24 protein-coding genes are annotated in these 22,732 nt (G+C 73.6%); 5 read left to right on the forward strand and 19 right to left on the reverse strand.

Annotation, left to right across the window (positions count from 1 at the left end; all coding sequences use genetic code 11):
• Positions 1-86: 86 nt before the first annotated feature.
• Positions 87-392 (forward strand): hypothetical protein, encoded by a 306-nt coding sequence (locus tag ACFQS1_RS12260; protein WP_378967092.1) that lies wholly within the window; start codon positions 87-89, stop codon positions 390-392.
• Between the two features lie 85 nt (positions 393-477).
• Here the strand turns inward: ACFQS1_RS12260 and ACFQS1_RS12265 are convergent, their stop codons facing one another.
• Genes ACFQS1_RS12265 through ACFQS1_RS12275 form a run of 3 tightly spaced genes read right to left on the reverse strand, consistent with a single transcriptional unit; the run spans position 478 to position 3,388 of the window.
• A complete protein-coding gene (locus tag ACFQS1_RS12265) occupies positions 478-1,203 on the reverse strand; it encodes an ABC transporter permease (protein WP_378967094.1) in 726 nt (241 codons plus the stop codon).
• Positions 1,200-2,672 carry an ABC transporter permease subunit gene (locus ACFQS1_RS12270; protein ID WP_378967097.1) on the reverse strand — a complete coding sequence of 491 codons (1,473 nt, stop codon included), beginning with the start codon at positions 2,670-2,672 and terminating at the stop codon, positions 1,200-1,202. The genes ACFQS1_RS12265 and ACFQS1_RS12270 overlap by 4 nt, the downstream gene beginning before the upstream one ends.
• Positions 2,669-3,388: an ATP-binding cassette domain-containing protein gene (locus ACFQS1_RS12275; protein ID WP_378967099.1), complete on the reverse strand. Its 720-nt coding sequence runs from the start codon at positions 3,386-3,388 to the stop codon at positions 2,669-2,671. The genes ACFQS1_RS12270 and ACFQS1_RS12275 overlap by 4 nt, the downstream gene beginning before the upstream one ends.
• An 87-nt stretch (positions 3,389-3,475) precedes the next feature.
• Between ACFQS1_RS12275 and ACFQS1_RS12280 the strand changes: the two genes are divergently transcribed.
• Together ACFQS1_RS12280 and ACFQS1_RS12285 are read left to right on the forward strand one after the other, a co-directional pair.
• Positions 3,476-4,576 carry a sensor histidine kinase gene (locus tag ACFQS1_RS12280; protein WP_378967102.1) on the forward strand — a complete coding sequence of 367 codons (1,101 nt, stop codon included), beginning with the start codon at positions 3,476-3,478 and terminating at the stop codon, positions 4,574-4,576.
• A 37-nt stretch (positions 4,577-4,613) separates the two neighbouring features.
• Entirely contained in the window at positions 4,614-5,270 is a 657-nt protein-coding gene (locus ACFQS1_RS12285) for a response regulator transcription factor (protein WP_378967104.1), read from the forward strand.
• A 16-nt stretch (positions 5,271-5,286) separates the two neighbouring features.
• Here the strand turns inward: ACFQS1_RS12285 and ACFQS1_RS12290 are convergent, their stop codons facing one another.
• The 6 genes from ACFQS1_RS12290 to ACFQS1_RS12315 form a co-directional block, all read right to left on the reverse strand.
• Positions 5,287-5,430: a hypothetical protein gene (locus ACFQS1_RS12290; RefSeq protein ID WP_378967107.1), complete on the reverse strand. Its 144-nt coding sequence runs from the start codon at positions 5,428-5,430 to the stop codon at positions 5,287-5,289.
• Between the two features lie 36 nt (positions 5,431-5,466).
• The gene (locus ACFQS1_RS12295) at positions 5,467-6,114 is read right to left on the reverse strand and encodes a GNAT family N-acetyltransferase (protein ID WP_378967109.1); all 648 of its coding nucleotides are present in this window, start codon (positions 6,112-6,114) and stop codon (positions 5,467-5,469) included.
• Between the two features lie 23 nt (positions 6,115-6,137).
• Positions 6,138-6,707: a dihydrofolate reductase family protein gene (locus tag ACFQS1_RS12300; RefSeq protein ID WP_378967111.1), complete on the reverse strand. Its 570-nt coding sequence runs from the start codon at positions 6,705-6,707 to the stop codon at positions 6,138-6,140.
• Positions 6,704-7,294, reverse strand: coding sequence for a dihydrofolate reductase family protein (locus tag ACFQS1_RS12305; RefSeq protein WP_378967114.1), 591 nt, complete (start codon positions 7,292-7,294; stop codon positions 6,704-6,706). The genes ACFQS1_RS12300 and ACFQS1_RS12305 overlap by 4 nt, the downstream gene beginning before the upstream one ends.
• Before the next feature lie 226 nt (positions 7,295-7,520).
• Positions 7,521-7,853 (reverse strand): TfoX/Sxy family protein, encoded by a 333-nt coding sequence (locus tag ACFQS1_RS12310; RefSeq protein ID WP_378967116.1) that lies wholly within the window; start codon positions 7,851-7,853, stop codon positions 7,521-7,523.
• A gap of 58 nt (positions 7,854-7,911) precedes the next feature.
• Entirely contained in the window at positions 7,912-8,232 is a 321-nt protein-coding gene (locus ACFQS1_RS12315) for a hypothetical protein (protein ID WP_378967118.1), read from the reverse strand.
• A 292-nt stretch (positions 8,233-8,524) separates the two neighbouring features.
• On the opposite strand from ACFQS1_RS12315, the gene ACFQS1_RS12320 reads away from it, so the two are divergent.
• A complete protein-coding gene (locus tag ACFQS1_RS12320) occupies positions 8,525-10,210 on the forward strand; it encodes a dynamin family protein (RefSeq protein ID WP_378967121.1) in 1,686 nt (561 codons plus the stop codon).
• A gap of 18 nt (positions 10,211-10,228) precedes the next feature.
• A complete protein-coding gene (locus ACFQS1_RS12325) occupies positions 10,229-10,963 on the forward strand; it encodes an MBL fold metallo-hydrolase (RefSeq protein ID WP_378967123.1) in 735 nt (244 codons plus the stop codon).
• A 44-nt stretch (positions 10,964-11,007) separates the two neighbouring features.
• On the opposite strand, the gene ACFQS1_RS12330 is transcribed toward ACFQS1_RS12325, so the two are convergent.
• From ACFQS1_RS12330 to ACFQS1_RS12375, 10 genes are all read right to left on the reverse strand, one after another.
• Positions 11,008-12,180: an RNA polymerase sigma factor gene (locus ACFQS1_RS12330; protein ID WP_378967711.1), complete on the reverse strand. Its 1,173-nt coding sequence runs from the start codon at positions 12,178-12,180 to the stop codon at positions 11,008-11,010.
• 95 nt (positions 12,181-12,275) lie between these two features.
• The gene (locus tag ACFQS1_RS12335) at positions 12,276-12,602 is read right to left on the reverse strand and encodes a YciI family protein (RefSeq protein WP_378967125.1); all 327 of its coding nucleotides are present in this window, start codon (positions 12,600-12,602) and stop codon (positions 12,276-12,278) included.
• A gap of 234 nt (positions 12,603-12,836) precedes the next feature.
• Complete coding sequence (locus ACFQS1_RS12340; protein ID WP_378967127.1) at positions 12,837-14,408, reverse strand: beta-N-acetylhexosaminidase; 1,572 nt, start codon at positions 14,406-14,408, stop codon at positions 12,837-12,839.
• A 44-nt stretch (positions 14,409-14,452) separates the two neighbouring features.
• Complete coding sequence (locus ACFQS1_RS12345; protein WP_378967129.1) at positions 14,453-15,523, reverse strand: DUF2855 family protein; 1,071 nt, start codon at positions 15,521-15,523, stop codon at positions 14,453-14,455.
• A gap of 9 nt (positions 15,524-15,532) precedes the next feature.
• Entirely contained in the window at positions 15,533-16,534 is a 1,002-nt protein-coding gene (locus ACFQS1_RS12350; RefSeq protein ID WP_378967132.1) for a 5'-3' exonuclease, read from the reverse strand.
• A 239-nt stretch (positions 16,535-16,773) separates the two neighbouring features.
• Complete coding sequence (locus ACFQS1_RS12355; RefSeq protein ID WP_378967713.1) at positions 16,774-17,769, reverse strand: LacI family DNA-binding transcriptional regulator; 996 nt, start codon at positions 17,767-17,769, stop codon at positions 16,774-16,776.
• Positions 17,770-17,838: 69 nt separating this feature from the next.
• Entirely contained in the window at positions 17,839-19,347 is a 1,509-nt protein-coding gene (gene araA / locus ACFQS1_RS12360; protein WP_378967134.1) for an L-arabinose isomerase, read from the reverse strand.
• Positions 19,348-19,363: 16 nt separating this feature from the next.
• On the reverse strand, positions 19,364-20,080 hold the full coding sequence (gene araD, locus ACFQS1_RS12365; protein WP_378967136.1) for an L-ribulose-5-phosphate 4-epimerase AraD: 717 nt from the start codon (positions 20,078-20,080) through the stop codon (positions 19,364-19,366).
• On the reverse strand, positions 20,077-21,708 hold the full coding sequence (gene araB / locus ACFQS1_RS12370; RefSeq protein ID WP_378967138.1) for a ribulokinase: 1,632 nt from the start codon (positions 21,706-21,708) through the stop codon (positions 20,077-20,079). Before araB ends, araD begins: the two co-directional genes overlap by 4 nt.
• Entirely contained in the window at positions 21,705-22,721 is a 1,017-nt protein-coding gene (locus tag ACFQS1_RS12375) for a LacI family DNA-binding transcriptional regulator (RefSeq protein WP_378967715.1), read from the reverse strand. The genes araB and ACFQS1_RS12375 overlap by 4 nt, the downstream gene beginning before the upstream one ends.
• Positions 22,722-22,732 lie beyond the last annotated feature (11 nt).

Genomic DNA, 22,732 nt, shown 5'->3' on the forward strand with positions numbered 1-22,732 from the left:
CCTCCCTGTCCGGCGCGGGCATCAGCCTGCCAGGCGCGCGCAATAAATGTGATGTGCCGGCCGTGGCGTTCTGGCAGCCTCGGCGCATGGAACGCTTCGGGGATCTGGGGGTCCGGCTCGTCCCGCCGGCGGCGCGGCGGTGGGCCGGGGGCGGCGTGCGGTTCGCGCTGCCCGGCGATGACCTCCGCACGACGCCGCCGGCCGTGACGCTGATGGCGCGGCCGGGCTGGATGAAGGCGGTGCGCAACCGGGACGACGCGGTCCGCCGGCTCACCGCGCCGGCGTGCGGCCCCGCGCCGAGACCACCGGGCCGGTGGCCGGATCGAGGGCGCCGGTGGCGGCGCGGGCCGGAGACGCGCCGGTCGCCGCGCCGATGGCCGGGCCGGCGGTGACCCGGCGGCGGAGACTGCGGCCGGGGTGGCCGGGCCGGCGGTGACCGCGGCCGGGGTGGCCGGGCCGGCGGTGACGCGGCGCCCGCTACACGTCGCAGGCCCGCAGGATGAGCGCCCCGGCCCCGAAAAGGCCGAACGCCCAGGCCGCGGCCACCCCGAGCCCGGCCCACGGCCCGATCGGCAGGCTCGCCAGGTCCACGGTGGACTGGATGGACGCGCCGGCGGTGGACGGCGAGAGGCGGTAGATCCAGCGCTGCCAGTCCGGGTCGTGGAACATGCCCAGCACGGCCGGGGTCAGGTACAGCACGCCCAGCACGATGCCGGTGGCAGCCACGCCGCTGCGGACGCAGGCCGCGACCCCCAGCGCGAGCAGCGTCATCAGGCACAGGTAGAGCACCGAGCCGGTGGCCGCCCGCAGCACCGCGGCGGAGCCGAGCGAGGGGTAGCCGTCGGCGTGCGCGTGGGCGAAGAGCACCGACGCGACGATCGCCGGCACGCCGGCGGCGAGCACCCCGGTCAGCAGCAGCGCGGCCTTGGCGAGCAGCACGTCCAGGCGGCGGGGGAGTGCGGTGAACGTGGCCCGGAGCAGCCCGGTGCCGTACTCGCCGGCCAGCGTGTGCACCGCCCAGACCGCGACGGCCGCCTGGCCCAGCTGCACGCCGAGCAGGCTCGACTTCACGACGTCGGGGCTCGACGCGGTGGCGGCGGGAATCGAGACCGCCGCGGTGAGCAGGGCGATGAGCGGCAGGGCGATGGCGGCGTCGGGGACCGTGCGCAGCTTGGTCCACTCGGCCCGCAGCGCGGCCCTCATGCGTCGGTCCTCCGCGCGCGCAGCACGGCCAGGCCCACGAAGGCCGCCGCCCAGGCTGCCACGACGGCCAGCCCGGCCCACGGCGGCAGGGGGAAGTAGCCGCCCGATGGGCGGTAGGGCAGTTGCACCTGGTGGTAGGCCGGCAGCACCTGCTGGAACGCGAATCCCGCCGCCGGGGTGAGCCGCAGCAGCCAGACCGCGGCGCCGGTGGGCAGGACCGACGCGGTGGCGAGGAGATAGGGCAGGACGACCAGAACGATCGCCGCGGTCACGGCGAGCACGCCGCGGCGCAGGGTGGCGCCCATCCCGTACGCGAGAATCGCCGTCAGCGAAAGCAGCAGGCCCGCACCCACCACGACCCGGATCTGCGTGCCGGCGCCGGCCGGCAGCAGGTAACCGTCGTTGCTCTCGACCAGGAAGCGCCCGAGGGGCAGGGCGATCGCGGCCGAGACCAGGCCGGCCACGAAGGTGACGCCGCCGATGACGATCGCCTTGGCGGTCAGGACCCGGCCGCGCGCGGGCATCGCCGCGAAGGTGGTGCGGATCAGGCCGCGCCGGTACTCCCCGGTGATGAACAGGACGCCCACGACGATGACTGCGATGAGCGCGCCGATCATGCCGGTCAGGGTGAAGGTGAGCGACGGACCGGCCTCGTTGCCCGCGGGGGCGATGTCGCCGCTGCCGGTCACGGTGAACCGGCCGCCGTCGCGGGTGACGCCGGGTGGCTCGTTGCCCTTCTCCCAGTCGGTGCGCAGGCCGTCGTCGCCCACGTTGGTGAAGGTCCATTCGCCCTGGCGGTCGACCTGGTCGAAGACCGCGGTGGCCTGCGTCCACCGCGCCTGCACGATCGAGCCGCCGCGGGCGCTCGCCTTGGCGGTCACGTCGCTGGGCGATGCCACGAAAAGCCCGATCTGTACGGACTTCCGGAGACCGTCCAGCTTGGCCTTGCCGATCGGCTGCCACGTCGCGCCGTCCGCCGAGGCGTACCCGGTCACGGTGTCGCCTCGACGGGTCAGGCGCAGCCACGACGCGCCGGCCGGGCCCGCCCGGTCCTCGGTGAACGCGTACTGCATCCGGACGCCGTGGGAGCCGGTCAGGAGCACGGCGGCGTAGTTGGCGCCCTCGCTCGTGCCGTCCTTCACCATGATCCCGGCCTTGGCCCAGGGCACCAGCCCGTCGACGATCGTGTCGTGGTTCGGCGGGGGATAGGTGATGATCCCGCGGAACGAGGCGACGTGCGCGGTCAGCTCGCCGTCGCCGTCCAGCCGCTGATGCACGTACGAGAAATGGTCCGTGACCGCCTCCCCGCCCGGACCGGTCGGCGGCTTCGGGCAGGGACCGTCCGGGCAGTCGACCCGGATGCCGGCCGCGGCCAGCGCGCCCAGCCCGACGACGGCCACGAACACCAGGGCGATCCCGGCCACCCAGGCGCGGACGCTGCGTAACTTGGTGAGCTCGGCCCGGATCACGACAACACCCCCAGGCCGCGGGTGAGCTCCAGGTACGCCGCCTCCAGCGAGCCGAAGCGGGCGGTGAGATCGGTGGTTCGCGCGGCCTGCACGACCCGGCCGGCGCCGACCACCACGACGTGCCCGGCGATGTCCTGCAGCTCGCTCATCAGGTGGCTGGACACCAGCACGGCCCGGCCCTCGTCGGCGAGCGACCGCAGCAGGCCGCGCATCCACACGAAGCCCTCCGGGTCGAGCCCGTTGAACGGCTCGTCCAGCATCAGCATCGGCGGATCCCCGAGCAGCGCGGCCGCGATCCCCAGCCGTTGCCGCATGCCCAGCGAATAGCCGTTCGCCTGGCGGCGCGCCACCGGCCGCAGGCCGGTCAGGTCGAGCACCTCGTCGACCCGCCGGGCGCCGAGCCCCTGCGAATGGGCGAGCCACAGCAGATGGTTGCGGCCGGACCGGCCCGGCTGCAGCGCGCCCGGATCGATGAGCGCGCCGAGGTGGGTGAGCGGCCGGTCGAGGGTGACGTAGCGGCGGCCGCCGACCAGCGCGGTTCCCGCGTCCGGCCGGTCGAGGCCGAGGATCACCCGCATGGTGGTCGACTTGCCGGCGCCGTTGGGCCCCACGAACGCGGTGACCAGCCCCGGGCCGGCGGTGAACGTCATGCCGTCCAGCGCCACGCTCGCGCCGAACCGCTTGCGCAGTTCGCTGACTTCGATGATGGCTTCCATGGCCGCCATTCCTACGCAAGCCCGGGTAACGCCGGCGGAACGCCGGTTGTCACCCGTCTGTTAGGTGCGGCCGGGCATGCTTGGCCGATGGGTGTGCGGCTGCGTTACACGCTCCTCTACGGGGCGATGGTTCTCGTCTCCGGTCTCGGCCTGCTCGCGATCGTGGGGGCGCTCAGCACGCAGCGAACCGTGCGGGCGCCGGGGGACGGCGCACGGGAGCCGGCCGCGGAGCAGATCGCCCGCCTCCAGGAGCAGCTCGCCCGATCCGACGACGCGCACGCGCGGCAGCTGCTGATCGGCCTGGTGACCGGCCTGGGCGTGACGGTGCTGCTGTCGCTGCTGCTCGGGCGGTTCCTCGCCGGCCGGGTGCTGCGCCCGCTGCTCGTGCTCACCCAGGCCACCCGGCGCATCTCGGCCGACAACCTGCACGAACGGCTCGCGGTGCGCGGGCCTGCCGACGAGGTCAAGGACCTCGCCGACACGATCGACGAGTTGCTCGGCCGCCTGGAGGAGTCGTTCGCGGCGCAGCGGCGCTTCGTGGCCGACGCCTCGCACGAGCTGCGCACGCCGCTGGCCACCATGCGGGCGTCGGTGGACGTGGCGATGGCCAAGCCGGGCCCGGTCCCCACCGAGACGACCGTGCTGGCCGACCGGGTCCGGGCCTCGCTCGACGAGGCCGACCGCCTGCTGGAGGGGTTGCTGCTGCTGGCGCGCGCCCAGCACGGGGCCTTCGACGATCGCGAGGTGGTCTCGCTCACCGCGCTCGCCGCGGCCGCCCTCCGGTCCCGCCCCGGCGACCTCGAGTTGTACGAGGAGCTCCCGGCCGACGTCGCCACGCGCGGAAACCCCGTGCTGCTCGCCCGCCTGGTCGACAACGTGATCTCCAACGCGTTCCGGCACAACGTGGCGGGCGGCTGGGTGCGCGTCGCGGTCGCCGCCGCCGGCGACGACGCCGTGCTCGAGGTCGAGTCGACCGGCCCGGTGCTCGACCCCGCTCAGGTCGCGGTGCTGGGCCGCCCGTTCCACCGGCTCGGCCCGGAGCGCACCGGGTCGGGCTCCGGCCTCGGGCTCTCGATCGTCGCGGCGGTGGCATCCGCCCACGGCGGGCAGCTGCGGCTGGCGGCACGGCCGGGTGGCGGCCTGCGAGTGACGATCTCGCTGCCCCTGGCCGTGGCGGTGCCGGCGTGAGGGCGCGTGCCGATCTCGTCGCCGTGGCGGTGCCGGCGTGAGGGTGCTGGTCGTCGAGGATGCGCGGGCGCTGGCCGACATTGTCGCCGAGGGGCTGCGTGATCAGGGCATGGCCGTGGACCTCGCGTACGACGGGCTCAGCGCCGCCGCGAAACTGGATGTGAACCCGTACGATGTCGTGGTCCTCGACCGCGACCTGCCCGGCCTGCACGGCGACACGCTCTGCCAGATGATCACCTCGCGGGACGACCGCTCGATGGTGCTGATGCTGACCGCCGCCGGCTCGGCCGACGACCGGGTCCGCGGCCTCACCCTCGGCGCCGACGACTACCTGGCCAAGCCGTTCCACTTCCCCGAGCTCGTCCTGCGGGTCCGGGCCCTGGCCCGCCGCCAGCCCGCCGCCCGCGCCCGCACGCTGCGGGTGGCCGGCCTCGAGCTCGACCCGATCACCCGGACCGCGACCCGCGACGGCGTGCCGCTCCCGCTGTCGGTCAAGGAGCTCGCCGTCCTCGAGGCGCTGATGCGCGCCACGCCGGCCTATCTGAGCAGCGAGGCGCTGCTGGAACAGGTCTGGGACGAGAACGCCGACCCGTTCACCAACACCGTCACGGTGACCATCGGCCGCCTGCGGCGCAAGCTGGGTGACCCGCCGGTCATCACGACCACGCCGGGTGTCGGTTACCGCATCGCCTAGAAGGCGGCGGTGGTGACTAGAAGCCGGCGGCGCCGGGCGGCAGCTTGGACCGGTCGTCCACCTTGTCGCAGCGGGAGCACTGCTTGAAGCGCCCGCCGTCCGAGGTCGAACGACCCACCCACTTGTGCCAGCCCAGCCGACAGCTGAAAGGCCTGCCCATGCGCCGGAGGCTACGCCCCGCCGCGGGCCGTGCGCGTCAGCCGAACGGCGCGTGCCCGGCCTCCGCGATCAGCACCGCCGCTTCCGGCCGCCAGCCCAATCTCGGGTAGAGCCGCTGCCCGTCCTCGCTGGCGATGAGGATCCCGTGCCGCGCGCCGTGCTCGGCGGCCGTCCGCGCCAGCTCGCCCATGACGACGCTGGCCAGCCCCCGGCGCCGATGCGCCGCCGCGGTCTCGATCCGATCGGCGATGGCGTCCGTCCCGACCAGGCCCATCGTTCCGCCGGCCGCCGCCTCGCCCGACTCGTGGCGCACCGTCGCCGTGACGACGTCCCGGTCGACGGCGACCTCGAGGTGGTACGGACCGTCCAGCTTGCTCGCGGGATGCTCGCTCAGCTCGATGGTCATCAGCTGTTCGGCCCGCTTGAGCAGTGCCAGCCCCCGCTCCTGGAGCAGCCCAGCGGTGCGGCCGGGGTCGTGGGTCGGCACGGTCAGCCAGGCGACCTCCGGCTCGGCGCGCACCCGCTCGGCCAGCCCGTCGAGGTCGTCCGGGCCGTAGGCGACGTACTCGATGTCCCGTCCCGGCTGCAGGCAGCGCACCCGCAGCCCGCCCCCGACGTCCTCGGCGGCGGGCACCCGCCGCGCCACACACCAGCCGCGGTGCCAGCGTTCGATCAGCTCTCGCACCCGGTAAGTATCCGGGGCGAACGCTACTTCGCCACCCGGTATCGCAGGTGTGTCACGTCGCGGGCCTCCAGTCGCCGGACGAGTTCCAGCTCGATGTGCGCGGACTCGGTGCTGCCGAACAGCCGGCGGCCCGCGCCCAGGAGCACCGGAACGAGATGGATCTCCAACTCGTCGAGCTCGCCCGCGCGGAGCAGCGACTGGGCCGCGCCGGCGCCGTGGACCAGCACGGCCCGGTCACCGGCCTCGGCGCGGGCCTGCGCGGCGCAGGCGGCGACATCGGAGTGGAAGGTCGTGTTGCCGGACAGCTCCCCGCCGTCGTCGACGCGGTGGGTGAGGATGTGGATCGTGACGCCGTCGTGGTGGTCGCCGTGCCAGCGGTCGGCGAGCTCGAAGGTGCGCCGGCCGGCGATCACGGCCCCGGTCGCCATGGCCTCGCGGAAGATCTGTCCGCTGGGCCCGGCGGACATGCGGTCGTCGAGCCAGTTGAAGAGCCGGCCGCCGTTGTGGCCGAGGCCCTGGCCCTTGCGATCGTCCGGGCCGGTGATGAAGCCGTCGAGGGACATGGACATGTAGAGACGCAGCGGGCCGCTCATCCGCGCTTCACCTCGTACCGCAGGTGCAGGGTCTTCGGCGCCGGCAAGGTCCGGACCAGGTCGAGCTCGACGTGCTCGGGCGGCAGATTGTCGAACAGGAGCCGGCCCTGACCGAGAAGGACCGGCATGAGCTGGATCTCGATCACGTCCAGCAGCCCGGCCTTCAGGCACTCCTGGGCCGTGTAGGCGCCGTGCATCATGACATCCCGGTCGCCGGCGGCCTCCTTCGCCTGCGCCACGCACGCCGCGATGCCCTCGGTCACGTAGTGCACGCGCGGGTGGGGGTTGTCCGCCGGCGCCCGGTGGGCCGGGACGAAGATCGGCACTCCGTCGTGGTGGTCGCCGCCCCAGTAGCCGGCGAAATCGCCGGTCCGCCGCCCGGTGATGACCGCGCCGGTCGCCATGCACTCGTCGAAAACGATCCGGCTCTCGGCGCTGTCCGGCCGGAACTCGCCGGCCGTCGGTCCCGGGCCGAGCCATTCCATCAACCGCATGCCGTCCCGGCCGGCGGGGTTCTCCTTGTCGTCATCGGGCCCGGTGATGAACCCGTCCAGGGACATCGCCATGTACAGAACCACGCGTGCCATGTCTCCTCCAGCCGTGCGTCTTGATCGCCGCTCGAGGCTAGGCGCGCCGGGACGTCGCGGTCTTGAACGAATCCGGCATCATCACTTCGATCGGCCCGGCCGTTCTTGTCGTACCCCTCTGCCATCCTCGGTGCCATGACTGGGCAGCGGGTGGCGGTGGTGACCGGCGCGAGCCGAGGCGTGGGCAAGGGGATCGCCGTGGCGCTCGGTGTCGTTCTTCCCCGGGTCACTTGGCGGGAAGGGAGCGCGCGTATCGGACGCCGATCGACACCCAGTGCTCGAGGTCCTCGTCGGTGGCCAGCCCGCTGGGATCGACGCGCAGCCAGCCGTCCATCTCCCGGCCGCGCATCTCGAACCGGTCGGCCTCGGGCCGTTGCGTCAGCGTGGGCGTGTCGGCGGGGTCGACCCGCAGCAGCAGGCCGCCCTTGCTGCTGGCGCTCACCGCCATGTTCCCGCCGATCAGGAACGCCAGCCCGCCGAACATGCGCTTCTCGGTCAGGCCGGGCTCGCTCTGGACGATCTCCCGGATCCGGTCGGCAAGCTCCTGGTCGTAAGCCACGCCGACAGTCTCGCACCGTCCGGCTGATCTCTCCACGATCGAGCCGGCGGGATTGCCGCTACTGCGCGGGGCGGACCCGGGGCTCGCGCCGGTCGGCCGCGGCGTAGGACGCCGCGGCGGCGGCCGCCGAGACGACGAGCACGGAGGGCCAGGCGCCGATCCGCTTGGCGAGGGGGTGGGACAGGGCAAAAGCCGACGCGTACGTCGTGAGCAGCGCGCCCGTGACGACCGGGCTGGTGCGGCGGGCCCACTCGCGGCCGGCCAGCACGCCGCCGGCGGCCAGCACCACCCCGCCCAGCGGACGGATGCCGGTGCGGCGGGCGAGCTGCCAGCCGCCGATCAGAGACCCTGCGGTGATCGCCGCGGTGGGAAGACGCATGACCCCGAACCTACACCGCCCGCCCGTCCGGCCGGACCGCCCGGTGGGACGCCGACCGCGCCCGTTTCTTTCGGGTGACAGGGGTTTGTCGCCTCGGAGACACGGGAACCCGCCGGACGGGACCGGATCATCGGCCATGTGGATGTTGCGATCCCGCTCCAGGATGGAAAGCCTGTTGTGGGTACGCGACCAGCCCGCGCACCCGGCGCCCGGCGGCCCGTCACGTTCCCGCCGGTTTCCCCCTCCATTTCCCCCCTCCATTTCCCCCTCCATTTCCCCCCGGAGGCGCCGCGTGACCGACCCGCACACCGGGCTCGCCCACCTCATCGACCTCGTCCGCGCCGAGGCCGGCCGGCTCGGCCGCGACGACCTGGCCGCCTTCCTGCCCGCCTCGCCGGGCGCGGCGGACACCACCGTCCGGCCCCGGATCGCGGTGGCCGGCGGGCCCGGCCGGGGCAAGTCGCGACTGATCAACAGCCTGCTCGGGCGGCCGGGGCTGAGCCCGGTCGGCAGCCGGCCGACGACCGGCGGGTGGGTGGAGTTCCGCTACGGCTCCGGCGACTCGGCCGTCGCCCTCGTCGCCGACCCGGGCGATCCGGGGACGCCGCGGCGGGTGCCGATCCCGGTGACCGAGCTGCACGCGTACGCGAAATTGGACGAGCTCGAAGCCCCGGTGCTCGGCGTCGAGGTCCGGCTGGACGTGCCGGTCCTGCGCGACCTGATCCTGGTCGACACGCCGGGCGTGGGCGGGCCGAACGCCGCCCTGCGCCACGCCGACGGGCTGCTGTTCGTCAGCGACGCCACCGAGCCGGTCACCGAGCACGAGATGGCGTTCCTGGCCGCGGCCACCCAGCGGCTCGACACCATCGTGGTGGCCGTCAACAAGAGCGACGTCGTCGGCCACGAGCGCACGCTGGCCGAGACCCGCCGCCGGCTCGCCGGGCACCCCGACCTGGCTCGCCTGCCCGTTCTCGGGATCTCCGCGCGCCTCGCCGAGCAGGCCGCCCGCCCGGGAACCCCGCAGCGCGTCGCGGTGCGGCTCACCGAGCTGGCCGGGACCCGGCAGCTCATCGACGTGATCAGTTACGAGGCGGCGGCGGGCCGGCGCCGGGCGTGCGCCACCGACCGGGCGCACGCGACCGCGGCCGTGGCCCGCGAGCTGCTCGCCCACCTCGACCGGCTGACCGGCCCGGACGAGCGGGTCGACGCCGACATCGCCACGGTCACCACGCTGCTGGACGGCGGCGGGCTGCTCGGCGCCCGGTTCGAGGACGCCCGCCGGGCGGCCACGCAGCGGTTCGCGGCCCGCGCCGACGAGTTCGGCGAGCGGCACCGCGAGGCCGCCGAGGGCGGTCCCGGCACCGACCTCGACGCGCTGCCGCCCCGGCTGGTCATCGGGCTCGCGACGGCCGGCGCGGCCGCCCTGAACGAGACCGAGGACCAGATCCTCGACGCGCTGCGCGACAGCCTCCGCGACCACGTGCTGCTGCCGCCGGCCGCCGAGCTCGGCATGCGGCAGCGGGCCGCGGTTCCGGCCGCGCCGGGCCCGGCCGCCGGGGAGAGCGAGGAGGTCGCCCGCGGCCGCGATCTGCTGCCGACGCTGACCGGCCTGCTGACCGGCTCGGCGGTGGTGTTCACGCTGCTCACCGGATCGGCGGTGGTCGGCGCCGACCTCGCGCTGGCCGCCTGCGCCGGCTGGTGGCGGCTGCGCGGCGACGCCGGGCCGCAGCGCCGCGTCCGCCTGGCCACCTGGGCGGAGGCCGCGGTCGCCGAGGCCAAGCGGGCCTTCGAGAGCGAGCTGCGCAAGCGGGTGGCGATGGCCCGCCAGTACGTGGCGGAGGCGGTGCCCCGGATCCTTCAGGCGCGCCTCGAACGCCTCACCCGGATGCGCATCGAGCCGCCCCCGGCCGACCCGGAGGCGTCCCGCGAGACGCTCGCCCGGGTTCTCGACGAACTGTCCCGCCGGAGCAACGCCTAATTGGCATAATCGACGGCCATGAGACTAACGCGCCGCCGGCTGTTGTTCACGACCGCACCTGGAGTTCTCGGCATCGCCGTCCTCAGTGGATGCTCCTCCTCGTCGCCGCCTTCCGCGTCCGCCGAGCCGGCGCCCGAGTCCCCGGTTCCGGCCGCCAGCGGAGCCGTCGCCGGCGATTGGCGGCGGGTCGCCATGTCCTCGGTCTCGGCCTACCTGCTCGTGCGCGGCGGCGAGGTGGCCATCGTCGATCTCGGCAATCCGGGCTCGTCCGGCGCCATCGAGGAGGGGCTGAAGGCGGCCGGCGCCGACTGGAAGTCGGTGAAGCACATCATCCTCACCCACCAGCACCAGGACCACGTGGGCGGCCTGGACAGCGTCGCGCCGCACGTCGGCGCGACCATCTATGCCGGCGAGGGCGACCTGGCGTCGATCATCTCGCCCAAGCCGCTGAAGCCGGTGAAGGAGGGCGACGAGATCTTCGGGATGCGGATCATCGATACGCCCGGCCACACGCTCGGGCACATCTCGGTCTTCGAGCCGGCCACCGGCATCCTGGTCGCCGGCGACGCCCTGCGCACGAGCGGCGAGCTGGCCGGGTCCGATCCGCAGTACACCGCCGACGAGGAGAAGGCCAACGCTTCGGTGCGGAAACTGGCGGCGCTCGACGTGAAGGCGATCCTCTGCGGGCACGGCACGCCGCTGGTGGCCGGCGCCGGCACGGCCTTGAAGGATCTCGCCGCGACGCTGCAGTAACCGCGAGCCGGCGACGCCGCGGGGCCGGTGAGCCGGGCAGCGCCTCACCCCAGCTGGTCGCGGCGGCGTTTCAGGTAGGCCGTCTCGGCGGTGTTGCCGGCCAGCTCGATGGCCCGGTCGTAGGCCGCCCGCGCGTCCCGGCTGCGCCCCAGCCGGCGCAGCAGGTCGGCCCGGGTCGCGTGGTAGGCGTGGTAGCCGTCCAGGACGGATCCGAGGTGGTCGACCGTGGCCAGGGCCACCTCGGGCCCGTCGAGCTCGGCGACCGCGATGGCCCGGTTGAGGGCGACGATCGGCGAGGGGTCGAGGCGGGTCAGCTGGTCGTAGAGGGCGGCGATCTGCGACCAGTCGGTGTCGCGGACGTCGCGGGCGGAGGTGTGCACCGCGTTGATCGCCGCGAGGAGCTGGTAACGGCCCGGCGGCATCCCGGTGGCGATGCGCGCACGCACCAGCCGGTGGCCCTCCGCGATCAGCGCCGCGTCCCAGCTGCCCCGGTCCTGCTCGGCGAGGGCGACCAGCTCGCCGTCGGCCGAGACCCGGGCGGTGCGGCGGGCCTCGGTCAGCAGCATCAGCGCCAGCAGGCCGGCGACCTCGCCGTCGCCGGGCAGCAGCGCGCGGATCAGCCGGGTGAGCCGGATCGCCTCGTCGGTCAGGTCGTGCCGCACCGGGTCGGTGCCGGGGCCGGTGGCCAGGTAGCCCTCGTTGAAGACCAGGAAGAGGACGGCGAGCACGCCGGAGAGCCGGAGCGGGAGATCCTCCGCGGACGGCACCCGGTAGGGGATCCGGGCCGCCTTGATCTTGGCCTTGGCCCGGGTGATCCGCTGTTCCATGGCGGCCGGCCGCACCAGGAACGCGCGGGCGATCTCCGGCACCGTCAGGCCGCCGACCATGCGCAGGGTCAGCGCGACGCGCGTCTCCATGGCGAGCGCCGGGTGACAGCAGGTGAAGATCAGCCGGAGCCGGTCGTCGTCGATCGGGCCGGCCGGCTCGGGCGGGTCGTCGTACGACACCAGGTGAGCCTCCTTCTGCTTGTCCTCGCGCCGGCTCTCGCGCCGGATGCGGTCGATCGCCTTGCGGGTGGCGGTGGTGGTGAACCAGCCACCCGGGTTGGGCGGCACGCCGTCGGCCGGCCAGCGCTCGACGGCGGCCGCGAACGCGTCGGCCGCGGCCTCCTCGGCGACGTCGAGGTCGCCGAAGCGCCGCGTCAGGGCGGCGACCACCCGCGCCCACTCCTGGTGGTGGGCCCGGGCGGCCGCGAGCCGCGCCGCTTCCGCATGACGGGCCGGAACGGCCGCCGGCCGCGCGACGTCCTCGCTCACCGGACCGGTCGCACCTCGACCCGTCGGTTGCACGCCTTCGACCCGGCCGCGGCGAGCTTCAAGGCCACGTCGAGGTCGGGCGCCTCGATGATCCAGAAGCCGGCGACGAACTCCTTCGTCTCCACGAACGGCCCGTCCGTGAAGATCGGCTCCCGGTCGCCCCGGTTGTCGATGACGGTGGCGGTGTCGGGGGCGGCCAGCCCGGCGGCGAAGACCCAGTGACCGTCGGCCTGGAGCCGCTCGTTGAACACGTCGATCTCGGCCATCTCCGCCGGCGTGGCCAGGTCGCCCCGGTCGTAGAGCACGGAAACGAAGTACTGCATCTCGGGATCATCTCCTGTCGCAACGGCTGCGGGCGCCCGGTGGCCCCGCACCATCACCACGAACGGCCCGCCCCCGATCCGACACCGCCCGCCGAGCGGTCAGCCGATGAGCGTCTGCTTGGGTCGCAGGACGCAGAACTCGTAGCCCTCCGGGTCGGCGAGCACGGTCCACGACTCCGTGCGATCACGATGTGGTGCAGGGACGCGGTCTCCCCGCCGAGTCTGGCACGAGCGTCAATCGGCCCACGGGATCTGTGGCGATCGGTAGAAGTCGACTCCCTGGTGGGCCCAGCGTGGCCCGTACGCGCCGAGCCGGGCGCGGAAGGACTCCCAGTCGCCCGGCAGCGAGCGGGTGGGCGACCAGCCGAGCTCGGCGATCGCGGCCAGGCGGGGGAAGGCCATGAACTCGATGTCGTCGATCGAGCGCAGCGTCTCGGACCACAGCGGGGCCTCGACGCCGAGCACGGCCGACTCCGGGACGTCGGTGAGCCGGGTGCCCGGATCCCACCCGTACGCGTCCTGGACCTCGATGTAGGCCGCCCAGCTCAAGCCCAACGGGGTCGACGGGTCGTATTTCATGTCCAGGTAGGCGCGGTTCGCGGGGGACATGACCACCTTGGTGCCGCCGGCCACGGCCGCCGCCAGCGCCGGGTCCGACGTGTCCAGACCCCAGAACTGGGCCACCGCGTCGCTCGCGCTGGGCGATCGGCTGATCTCGTTCCATCCGTACGCGGTCTTGCCGTACTTCCGCACGAGCGGCAGCACCCGCCGTTCGAACGTCAGGTAGTCCGCGGCGGTGGTGGCGTGCGCCTCGTCGCCGCCGATGTGCAGGTAGGGGCCGGGGGTCAGGGCGGCCAGCTCGCGGATCACGTCCTCGACGAACCGGTACGTGATCTCCTTGCCGATGCACAGCGAGCTGTACCCGACCTCGGTGTCGGTGCGCGGCGGGGGAGCGACCCCGTCGCAGGTGAGCTCGGGGTAGGCGACCTGCGCGGCGTTGACGTGCCCGGGCATGTCGATCTCGGGCACGATCGTCACGAACCGCTCGGCGGCGTAGCGGACGAGGTCGCGGTAGTCGGCCTTGGTGAGGTAGCCGCCGCCCACGCCGTCCACCCCGGTGCCGGGCGCGCCGCCGACCGTGGCCAGCCGCGGCCACGAGTCGATCTGGATGCGCCAGCCCTGGTCGTCGGCGAGGTGCAGGTGCAGGTAGTTGATTTTGAAGCGGCTGATCTCGTCGATGTAGCGCTTGATCTCGGCGGGCGTGTGGAAGTGCCGGGCCTCGTCGAGCATGGCCCCGCGGTAGGCGAACCGCGGGTGATCGACGATGTCGCCGCCGGGCACGGTCCACCGCACGTGCCGCGGCGTGCTCGCGTCGATCGCCGCGGGCAGCAGCTGCCGCAGGGTCTGCACGCCGGCGTAGAGGCCGGCGTTGCCGTTGGCGCGCACGGTGACGCCGGATCGCCGCACGCTGAGCCGGTAGCCCTCCGCGCCGAGCCCGGCGCCCGCGTGACCGGGGGACAGCTCGATCACCGGCGCGCCGGCCGGGGCGTGGGCGCGGATCGGCAGCCGGTAGCCGGTGGCCGGGCGCAGCGCCGCGGCGAGCCGGTCGGCGACCGGGCGGGCGGCCGGCGGCGCGGCGATGACCGTCCCGGCGGTGAGCCGGAAGGCCGATCCGGACGGCCGTACCGAGACCGGCGCGGGCAGGACGCTGCCGAGCGAGACCGCGGGCGGCGCGGCCGACGCCGGCGCCGGGGCGGCGGTCAGCGGCAGCGCACAGGCGAGCAATGCGGCGAGGGGGAGGCGCATCACCCGACGCTACATAAAGCAGCATCGATCTGTGAAGACTCTTGTCAGAGCTGGATTATCCGGCCGGTGGCCGGCGGGACGCGACCGGCCAGGACATCCAGCCAGGCGTCGCGCAGCGCCTTCGGGCCGGCGCCGACCTGGATCTCGAGCCGGGCCGCGGCCTCCGGCGCGAAGCGGTGCCACGCCTCGGCGAATCGGCGGTCCAGTTCCGCGCGGCCCCAGTCGTGCCGGCGCTTGCGCATCTGGGTGGGCGCGAAGAACAGCTCGTCGGCGGCGTCGACGTTGGGCACCTGGTTGGTCAGGCCCACGGCGATGTCGCGGACCAGGCCGGCGCCGAGGTGGTCGCGCACGCTCGCCCGCAGGCCCGGCGTGCCCGAGAAATCGAGATAGAGCGTGGGATCGGCGCCCAGCGAGGCGACCTCGGCGTAGGGCAGGACCGCGTCGTAGCAGCCCAGCGAGCGGGTGAACGCGACGTTGGCCGGGGAGGTGAGGCCGACCAGGCGCGGGCCGCGGCCGTGCAGCTCCATGGCGGCGGCGAAGGCCGTCTTGGCCGACGCCGACGAGAAGGCCAGGACCGACGCGCCGAAGTACGCGTTGTCGGCCAGATAGTCGGCCAGCATGAATGACGTGAAGAACAGCGGCCGCAGCAGGATCGCCAGGTCTTCCTGGTCGTGCCGGTAGGCGGGGTCGCCGGCGGTCGAGCGGTAGGAGTTGTACGGCGACGGCAGGGCGGCCCGGTGCGCGGCGGCGTCGTGGAAGCCGGCCTGGTCGACGCGGGCGGGGCGGACCACGAGGAAGGCCGCGGGCGGGAGGTAGCCGTAGAACCGCCGGCCCTCGATCACACCGGGCACCGAGGACGCCACCACGTCGGCGAAGCCCCACACCGGCGGCAGTCCCCACGACGGATCCAGGCCGCGCGGCGCGGGCGGGAAGAACTCCCAGTACCGCATCGCGTCGCCCAGCACCGCGTACGTGATGTTGTTGGCGGTCAGGCCGACCCGGTCGACCCGCAGCACCGCCTCGCCCTCGGCCGGCGCCGGCAGATCCCCGGAGACGAGCGTCGTCCGGGCGAGGTCGTCCCTGGCTACCGCGAACGTCCAGTACGAGAGATCCATGGACGCATGTTAGAAGAGGGAGAGCTGACCCGGGGTCGGGTCGCGCCGGGCCGTGAGCCCGCCCCGGAAGACCCAGGGCCGCAGCTCCGGCGTCTCGGCGATCTGGGCCGGCGACGGGGCCGCCCCGCCGACCAGCGCCCATAGCGACGGGCCGAGGTTGATGCCGCGCGCCCGTAGCGCCTGGCGCATCACCGGGTAGGCCAGCGGCAGCCGGGCCGAGGCCAGGGCCGGCACCGGCAGATCGCTGCGCTGGCTCATCAGCCGCCGGTTGCGCGCCACGACCTCGCGCGCCGACGGGTCGGTGAAGAAGGTGGCCGCCTGCGCCCCCACCGCCGCCGTGACCAGGGCCGGATCGGCGGCCCAGGCGGCCTCGACGCTGCCGAACGCCGCCAGCAGCCGGCGTGCGGTCTGCGCGCCGAACCTGCGCACGCCGGGCAGGTTGTCGGACGGGTCCCCGCGCAGCGCGGCGAAGTCGCGGTACTGCCCCGGGGTGACGCCGTAGAGGGCCGGCAGGTCGTCGGCGCCGATCAGGACGGCCTCGTCGTACCCGCCGTTGCGCACCCGCAGCACCGAGGTGGTCTCGTCGATCAGCGAGAACGCGTCGCGGTCGCTGGTCATCAGCACCGACCGCCACCCGGCCGCGCGGGCCGCCGCGGCGCCGCTGGCCAGCACGTCGTCGGCCTCGTAGGCGGGCGGGACGACGGTGCAGATCCCGCAATCGGTCAGCAGCTCGGGAGCGGCGAGCAGTTGCGCCACCAGCGAGCCGGCCTTGTCCGGGCGCTGGGCCTTGTAGAGCGGATAGTCGCCGCGGCGCGCCGAGGAGACCGGGCAGTCGAACCCGATGATCACCGCGTCGGGGTTGAGGTGGGCCGCGGCGCGCGCCAGGTACCCAACCAGGCCCTGCAGGGCCCACACCGGGGTGCCGTCCGGCGCCCGGAGCTCGCCGAAGGCCGCCGCGTGGTAGGCGCGATGCAGGAGGCTGTTTCCGTCGAGGACCAAAAGCAGCGGCACGCGCAACACCCTACGCGTGACCCGCCGGGACCATCACTCCCCTGATGGCCCCGGCGGGCGTCTGCGCGCGCGATGTCGACCGGCAATCGATGTTCACGTTCACAAGCAAGAACCTTGCCAGTCGGTTACATCGGCGTTTCCACGAATGTTAACGATCACAGCGTGAGTGTCAAGACGGTCCGCAGGAGCGCGTCTGAACGGACAAATCGGACGGTACGTAATAGATATGTATCGATATCCTACGACCCGGCCCGGGCGACGCTGTCGCGCTCGATCAGCTCGGGCGCGATGGTGCGCCGCGCGCCCGCCTCCACGCCGGCCGGACCCTGCTCGACCTGCGCCATCAGCAGCTCCAGCGTGGCCGTGGCCACCGCCGCGAAGTCGGGCCGCACGGTGGTCAGCGGGGGCGTGAAGTACGCCGCCTCGGGCACGTCGTCGAAGCCGACGATGCTCACGTCGCCGGGCACCCGGCGGCCGTGCTCGTTGAGCGCCCGCAGCAGACCCAGCGCGATGTGGTCGTTGGCCGTGAAGACCGCGGTGACATCGGGCAGGCGAGCCAGCAGCTGGCCGTTGCGGTAGCCGGAAGCGGCACTCCAGTCGCCGGTCAGCAGCGGCGGGATCTCTATCCCGGCCTCGGTGAGCGTCTCCTCCCAGCCGCGTACGCGGCCGGCCGCGTCGAACCAGTCGGACGGCCCGGAGATGTGCCACACCGTGCGGTGCCCGGCGTCGAGCAGCCGCTTGGTCGCCGCGCGGGCGCCCGCCACCTGGTCGACGGTCACCAGGGTGCTGGACCGCTCGGGGTCGCCGTCGATGGTGACGATCGGGACGTCGGCCGGCAGGTGCTCGAGGGCGGGGCCGGCGCTGGCCACCGGCGCGATCACGACGAGGCCGGCGACCCGCTGGTCGAGGTGGCGCTCGACCGCCTCGCTGATCGAGCGCTCGTCGAGGCTGCGCACGCTGCCCACGTTGACCGCGAAGCCCTTGGCCTGGGCGGCCTCCTCGAACGCCGTCAGCATCGACGCGGGGCCGAACAGCGACGAGTTCTGCGCCACCACCCCGATGACCCGCGACGTGCCTGTGACCAGGGCGCGCGCCGCCCGGTCGGGCCGGTAGCCCAGCTCGGCTATGGCCGCTCGTACCTTGAGCCGGGTCTGTTCGCTCACGTTCTTGTGCTCGTTGAGCACACGTGAAACGGTTTGATGCGACACCCCCGCCAGCCGGGCGACGTCCATCATGCCCGGCGGTCGTCCGCGCTTCACGCTCACCGACACCCCGCATCCGCCTGTTGCGGGCAGGATATAACCTCACCGCAGTCCGCCCGCCAGCAGTTGATACGCGGCGTTCCACTTCAGCTCGCGGCGGATCGACGACGGCGAGCTGGACGCATCGATCATCACCAATTCCGTGCGGGTCAGCTCGGCGAACTGCTCGACGACCGCGACGCCCAGCGCGGTGCTCAGCACGGTGTGGTGCGGACCGCCCGCCATCAGCCAGCACTCGGCCGAGGTGGGCAGGTCGGGGGCCGGTTCCCAGACCGCCGAGGCGACCGGCAGGGCGGTCAGCTCGGCGTCCGGCGGCACCACGTTCACCACGTTGCCGACCAGCCGGAAACGGTCGCCCATGTCACACATGCCGACCACGACGCCCGGGCCGGGCGCGGCCGAGAACTTCAGGCGTACGGGATCCTCGCGGCCGCCGATCGACAGCGGGTGGATCTCCAGCGACGGCCGGCCGGCGGCGATCGACGGGCAGACCTCGAGCATGTGCGCGCCCAGGATGCGTTGCGGCCCGGGCCCGAGGTGGTACGTGTAGTCCTCCATGAACGAGGTGCCGCCGGGCAGGCCGTACGCGGCGGCCTTGAAGGTGGCCAGCAGCATCGACGTCTTCCAGTCGCCCTCGCCGCCGAACCCGTACCCGTCGGCCATCAACCGCTGGACGGCGAGCCCCGGCAGCTGCCGCAGCCCGCCGAGGTCCTCGAAATTGGTGGTGAACGCCCCGAATCCGCCGTCACCGAGGAACCGCCGCAGCCCGGCCTCGATCTGCGCGCCGTACCGCAGCGAGTCATGCCGATCGCCATCTTTTCGCAAAGATGGCGACAAATCGTAAATGTCGGAATACTCGGCCACCAGGGCGTCGATCTCGGCCGGCGAGACCCCGGAAACCACGTCGACGAGGTCGTTCACCCCGTACGTGTTGACCGAGACGCCGAAATGCCGCTCGGCCTCCACCTTGTCGCCCTCGGTGACCGCGACGTCCCGCATGTTGTCGCCGAAGCGGGCCAGTCGCAGCGACCGCATGGTCGCGACGGCGGCCGCGGCCCGCACCCACTCGCCGATCCGCGCGGCCGTCCGCGGCTCGGACGCGTGCCCCGCCACGGTCGTGCGGGCCACCCCGAGCCGGGTCTGGACGTAGCCGAACTCCCGGTCGCCGTGCGCGGCCTGGTTGAGGTTCATGAAGTCCATGTCGATGGTCGCCCACGGCAGTTCCCGGTGCGCCTGCGTGTGCAGGTGCAGCAGCGGCTTGCGCAGCGCCTCCAGCCCGCTGATCCACATCTTGGCGGGCGAGAACGTGTGCATCCAGGCGATCACCCCGGCGCAGCGGTCGTCGGCGTTGGCGGCCGTCATGACGGCGCGGATGCCGGCCGCGTCGGTGAGCACCGGGCGCCACACGATCGGCGCCGGGATGTCCGCCGACGCGTCCAGCATCGCGGCCACCTGCTGCGACTGCGCCGCGACCTGGGCGAGCGTGTCCTCGCCGTAGAGGCCCTGGCTTCCGGTCAGGAACCAGATCTCGCGGCCTTCGAACGGGTTCATGCTCAACCTGCCTCGTTCATTCGGGGTCTTCTTCGGAGGTCCGCCGCGGGCCGGCATTGCCGTAGTAGGCGCCGGGGCCGTGCTTGCGGCGGTAGTGCCGGCGGATCAGGTGCTCGGGCGGCGTCGCGGCCGGGTTGAGCGCCAGCGTGTGGATCGCGATCTCGGCGACCGCCTCGCAGACGATCGCCGTCTCCAGCGACGCGGTGGCGGTCGCGCCCCAGGTGAACGGCCCGTGCCCGGCGGCGAGCACGGCGGGCACCGACGCGCAGTCGCCGTCGAGCGCGTCCAGGATGGCCAGCCCGGTGTTGCGCTCGTAGTCGGTCTCGCACTCGGCCGGGGTGAGGTCGCGGGTGCAGGGGATCGGCCCGTCGAAGTTGTCGGCGTGGGTGGTGCCGAGGACCGGGATGTCCCGGCCGGCCTGGGCGAACGCGACCGCGTGCGTGGAGTGCGTGTGGGTGATCCCGCCGATCGCCGGGAACGCCTGGTAGAGCAGGCGGTGGGTCTCGCTGTCGACGGACGGCCGGAGCGTCCCGCCGACCACCCGGCCGGTCTCGATCTCGACGGTGACCAGGCTCTCCTCGTCGAGGCGGTGGTACGGCACCCCGGACGGCTTGATCACGTAGACGCCCGCGCCGCGGTCGACCCCGGAGACGTTCCCCCAGGTCAGCGTGGCCAGCCCGGCGACCGGGATGCGCCGGTTGGCCTCGAGGACCTCGCGCAGCAGATCCCTCATGCCAGGGCCGCCCGGCGGATCTTCCGGAGCCGGCGCATGACGTCGTTGCCGTGCCGCCCGAAGTGGTCGACCAGCGCGCGGTACTCGGCATAGAGCGCGTCGTAGCGGTCCGCGTTCGCCGGGTCGGGGCGCCAGGCGTCGCGGGTTACCCGGCCCATCGCGGCGGCGGCCGCCCGGATGTCGGGGTAGGCGCCGGCGGCGACGGCCGCGTGCAGGGCCGAGCCGAGCGCCGGTCCCTGGTCGGAGTCGAGCAGGTGGATCGGCATCCGGGTGACGTCCGCGTAGATCTGCATGATCAGCGGGTTCTTCTGCAGGCCGCCCGTGACGATCAGCTCGGTGACCGCGACGCCCGACTCGCGGAACGTCTCGATGATCAGCCGGGTGCCGTACGCCGTCGCCTCGACCAGCGCGCGGTAGATGTCCTCGGGGCGCGTCGCCAGGGTCTGGCCCAGGATCACCCCGGAGAGCTCGTGGTCGACCAGCGGCGAGCGGTTGCCCGAGTGCCAGTCCAGGGCGATCAGGCCGTGCCCGCCGACCGGCTGCCGGGCGGCGAGCTCGCTGAGCCGCTCGTGCTTCGCGCCGGCGTCCGCGCCGTAGCCGGCGGGCACGCCGTTCTCGACGAACCAGCCGAAGATGTCCCCGACGCCGGACTGCCCGGCCTCGTAACCCCACAGGCCGGGAACGATCCCGCCCTCGACCACCCCGCACATGCCGGGCACCTCGCGGAGCACGTCGCCGCTCATCACGTGGCAGGTCGACGTGCCCATGATCATCACGAGCTGGCCGGGCTCGACCGCCCGCGCGGCCGGCGCCGAGACGTGCGCGTCCACGTTGCCCACCGCCACCACGACCCCGGTGTGCAGGCCGGTCCACGCCGCCGCCTCCGCGGTGAGGGTGCCCGCTGCTTGGCCGAGTTGTCCGATGGGCGCATCCAGCATCCGCTCCGGAAAGTCCGAGAAATCGGGATTCAGAGCGCCCAGGTATTCCTTCGAGGGATAAGCCCCGTCGACAAATTGCCCCTTGTAGCCGGCCGTGCAGGCATTGCGGACATAAGACCCGCACAGTCGCCACACGATCCAGTCGGCGGCCTCCACCCAATAGCGAGTGGCCGCCCACACCTCCGGCGCCTCCTCCAGCACCTGCAGGGCCTTCGCCAGCTCCCACTCCGAGCTGATCATGCCGCCGAACCGGCGCAGCCACGGCTCGCCCCGCTTCGCCGCGAGCTCGGTGATGCGGTCGGCCTGGGGCTGCGCCGCGTGGTGCTTCCACAGCTTCACGTACGCGTGCGGGTTGTCCGAGAATCGATCGAGGTCGCAGAGCGGGGTGCCGTCCTCGAGCGTCGGCAGGACGGTGCACGCGGTGAAGTCGGTGGCCAGCCCGATCACGTCGCGCGGATCCACGCCCGCGTCCGCGAGCGCGGCCGGCACCGCGTTCGTCAGCACGTCCAGGTAGTCGGAGGGCACTTGCAGCGCCCAGTCCGGCGGCAACGGCCGCCCGCGCAGATCCCGATCGACGACGCCGTTCGCGTACGTGTGCACCGCGGAACCCAGTTCGGCGCCGTCACCGACCCGCACGACCACCGCCCGGCCGGACAGCGTCCCGAAGTCGACACCCACCACGTACGTCATTCGTGCTTCTCCTTGTCCGCGACCGGCCGCGCCGGCGGCGCGACCGTCGCCCGGGGAATGAGAACCGGCTCGACCAGCGCCGACTCGGCCGCGTTGACGCCGGTCGCGAGCTGGTCGAGCAGCAGCCGCAGCGCCTGCCGGCCGACCTCGGCGAACTCCTGCCGCACGGTGGTCAGGCCGGGGTGGAAGTAGCCGGCCTCGGGCACGTCGTCGAAGCCGACCAGGCTCACGTCCTCGGGGATGCGCCGGCCCTGTTCGGCCATGGCCCGCATGATCCCGAGCGCCACGTGGTCGTTGGCCGCGAAGATCGCCGTGCAGTCCGGGATCCGGGCCAGCATCCGCCCGCACTGGTAGCCGGACGCCGCCGACCAGCCGGCCCGGGCCATCGGCGGCGCGACCGCCCCCGCCTCGGCCAGCGCGGCCCGCCAGCCCTCCTCGCGGGCGCGGCTGCCGTGCCACGGCTCGGGCCCGGCCACGTGCCACACCGTCCGGTGCCCCGCCTCGAGCAGATGGCGGGTGGCGAGCAGGCCGCCGGTGTACTGGTCGACCGAGACGTTCGCGCACTGCCACTCGGGCAGCCCGTCCACGGTCACGATCGGCACCCCGCCGGGCACCAGCCGCATCGCCTCCTCGGCCGCGTCGACCGGGGCGATGAACACCAGGCCGGCCGCGCCCTGCTGGACCAGCCGCTCCACGATCCGGCGGGACGCGGCGGTGGCGTCGTACCCCGCCACGTGCCCGACGGTGAGGGACAGATCGGCGCCGAGCGCCGCCTCGCCGATGGCCTGCACCATGCTCGACGGTCCGTACAGCGCGGTGTTCTGGGCCACCACGCCGATCACGTTGGACCGGCCGGTCGCCAGCACCCGGGCCGACAGGTTGCGCCGGTAGCCGAGCTCGGCGATCGCGGCCAGCACCCGGGTGCGGGTGGTGGCCGACACGTGCGGGTGCCCGTTGAGCACCCTCGAGACCGTCTGGTGCGAGACGCCGGCGCGGGCCGCGACATCGGACATCACGGGCCCGC

It is taken from the genome of Paractinoplanes rhizophilus, assembly GCF_042664765.1.
Classification (GTDB): Bacteria; Actinomycetota; Actinomycetes; order Mycobacteriales; family Micromonosporaceae; genus Actinoplanes; species Actinoplanes rhizophilus.

Bases quoted from the DNA above. Each gene is read 5' to 3' on its own strand.
- ACFQS1_RS12300 (WP_378967111.1), bottom strand. From the start codon at position 6,707: ATGAGCGGCCCGCTGCGTCTCTACATGTCCATGTCCCTCGACGGCTTC.
- ACFQS1_RS12335 (WP_378967125.1), bottom strand. From the start codon at position 12,602: ATGCAGTACTTCGTTTCCGTGCTCTACGACCGGGGCGACCTGGCCACG.
- ACFQS1_RS12280 (WP_378967102.1), top strand. From the start codon at position 3,476: ATGGGTGTGCGGCTGCGTTACACGCTCCTCTACGGGGCGATGGTTCTC.
- ACFQS1_RS12375 (WP_378967715.1), bottom strand. From the start codon at position 22,721: ATGTCCGATGTCGCGGCCCGCGCCGGCGTCTCGCACCAGACGGTCTCG.
- araA (WP_378967134.1), bottom strand. From the start codon at position 19,347: ATGAACCCGTTCGAAGGCCGCGAGATCTGGTTCCTGACCGGAAGCCAG.
- ACFQS1_RS12260 (WP_378967092.1), top strand. From the start codon at position 87: ATGGAACGCTTCGGGGATCTGGGGGTCCGGCTCGTCCCGCCGGCGGCG.
- araB (WP_378967138.1), bottom strand. From the start codon at position 21,708: ATGACGTACGTGGTGGGTGTCGACTTCGGGACGCTGTCCGGCCGGGCG.
- araD (WP_378967136.1), bottom strand. From the start codon at position 20,080: ATGAGGGATCTGCTGCGCGAGGTCCTCGAGGCCAACCGGCGCATCCCG.
- ACFQS1_RS12345 (WP_378967129.1), bottom strand. From the start codon at position 15,523: ATGGATCTCTCGTACTGGACGTTCGCGGTAGCCAGGGACGACCTCGCC.
- ACFQS1_RS12315 (WP_378967118.1), bottom strand. From the start codon at position 8,232: ATGCGTCTTCCCACCGCGGCGATCACCGCAGGGTCTCTGATCGGCGGC.
- ACFQS1_RS12305 (WP_378967114.1), bottom strand. From the start codon at position 7,294: ATGGCACGCGTGGTTCTGTACATGGCGATGTCCCTGGACGGGTTCATC.
- ACFQS1_RS12355 (WP_378967713.1), bottom strand. From the start codon at position 17,769: ATGATGGACGTCGCCCGGCTGGCGGGGGTGTCGCATCAAACCGTTTCA.
- ACFQS1_RS12325 (WP_378967123.1), top strand. From the start codon at position 10,229: ATGAGACTAACGCGCCGCCGGCTGTTGTTCACGACCGCACCTGGAGTT.
- ACFQS1_RS12290 (WP_378967107.1), bottom strand. From the start codon at position 5,430: ATGGGCAGGCCTTTCAGCTGTCGGCTGGGCTGGCACAAGTGGGTGGGT.
- ACFQS1_RS12340 (WP_378967127.1), bottom strand. From the start codon at position 14,408: ATGCGCCTCCCCCTCGCCGCATTGCTCGCCTGTGCGCTGCCGCTGACC.
- ACFQS1_RS12265 (WP_378967094.1), bottom strand. From the start codon at position 1,203: ATGAGGGCCGCGCTGCGGGCCGAGTGGACCAAGCTGCGCACGGTCCCC.
- ACFQS1_RS12275 (WP_378967099.1), bottom strand. From the start codon at position 3,388: ATGGAAGCCATCATCGAAGTCAGCGAACTGCGCAAGCGGTTCGGCGCG.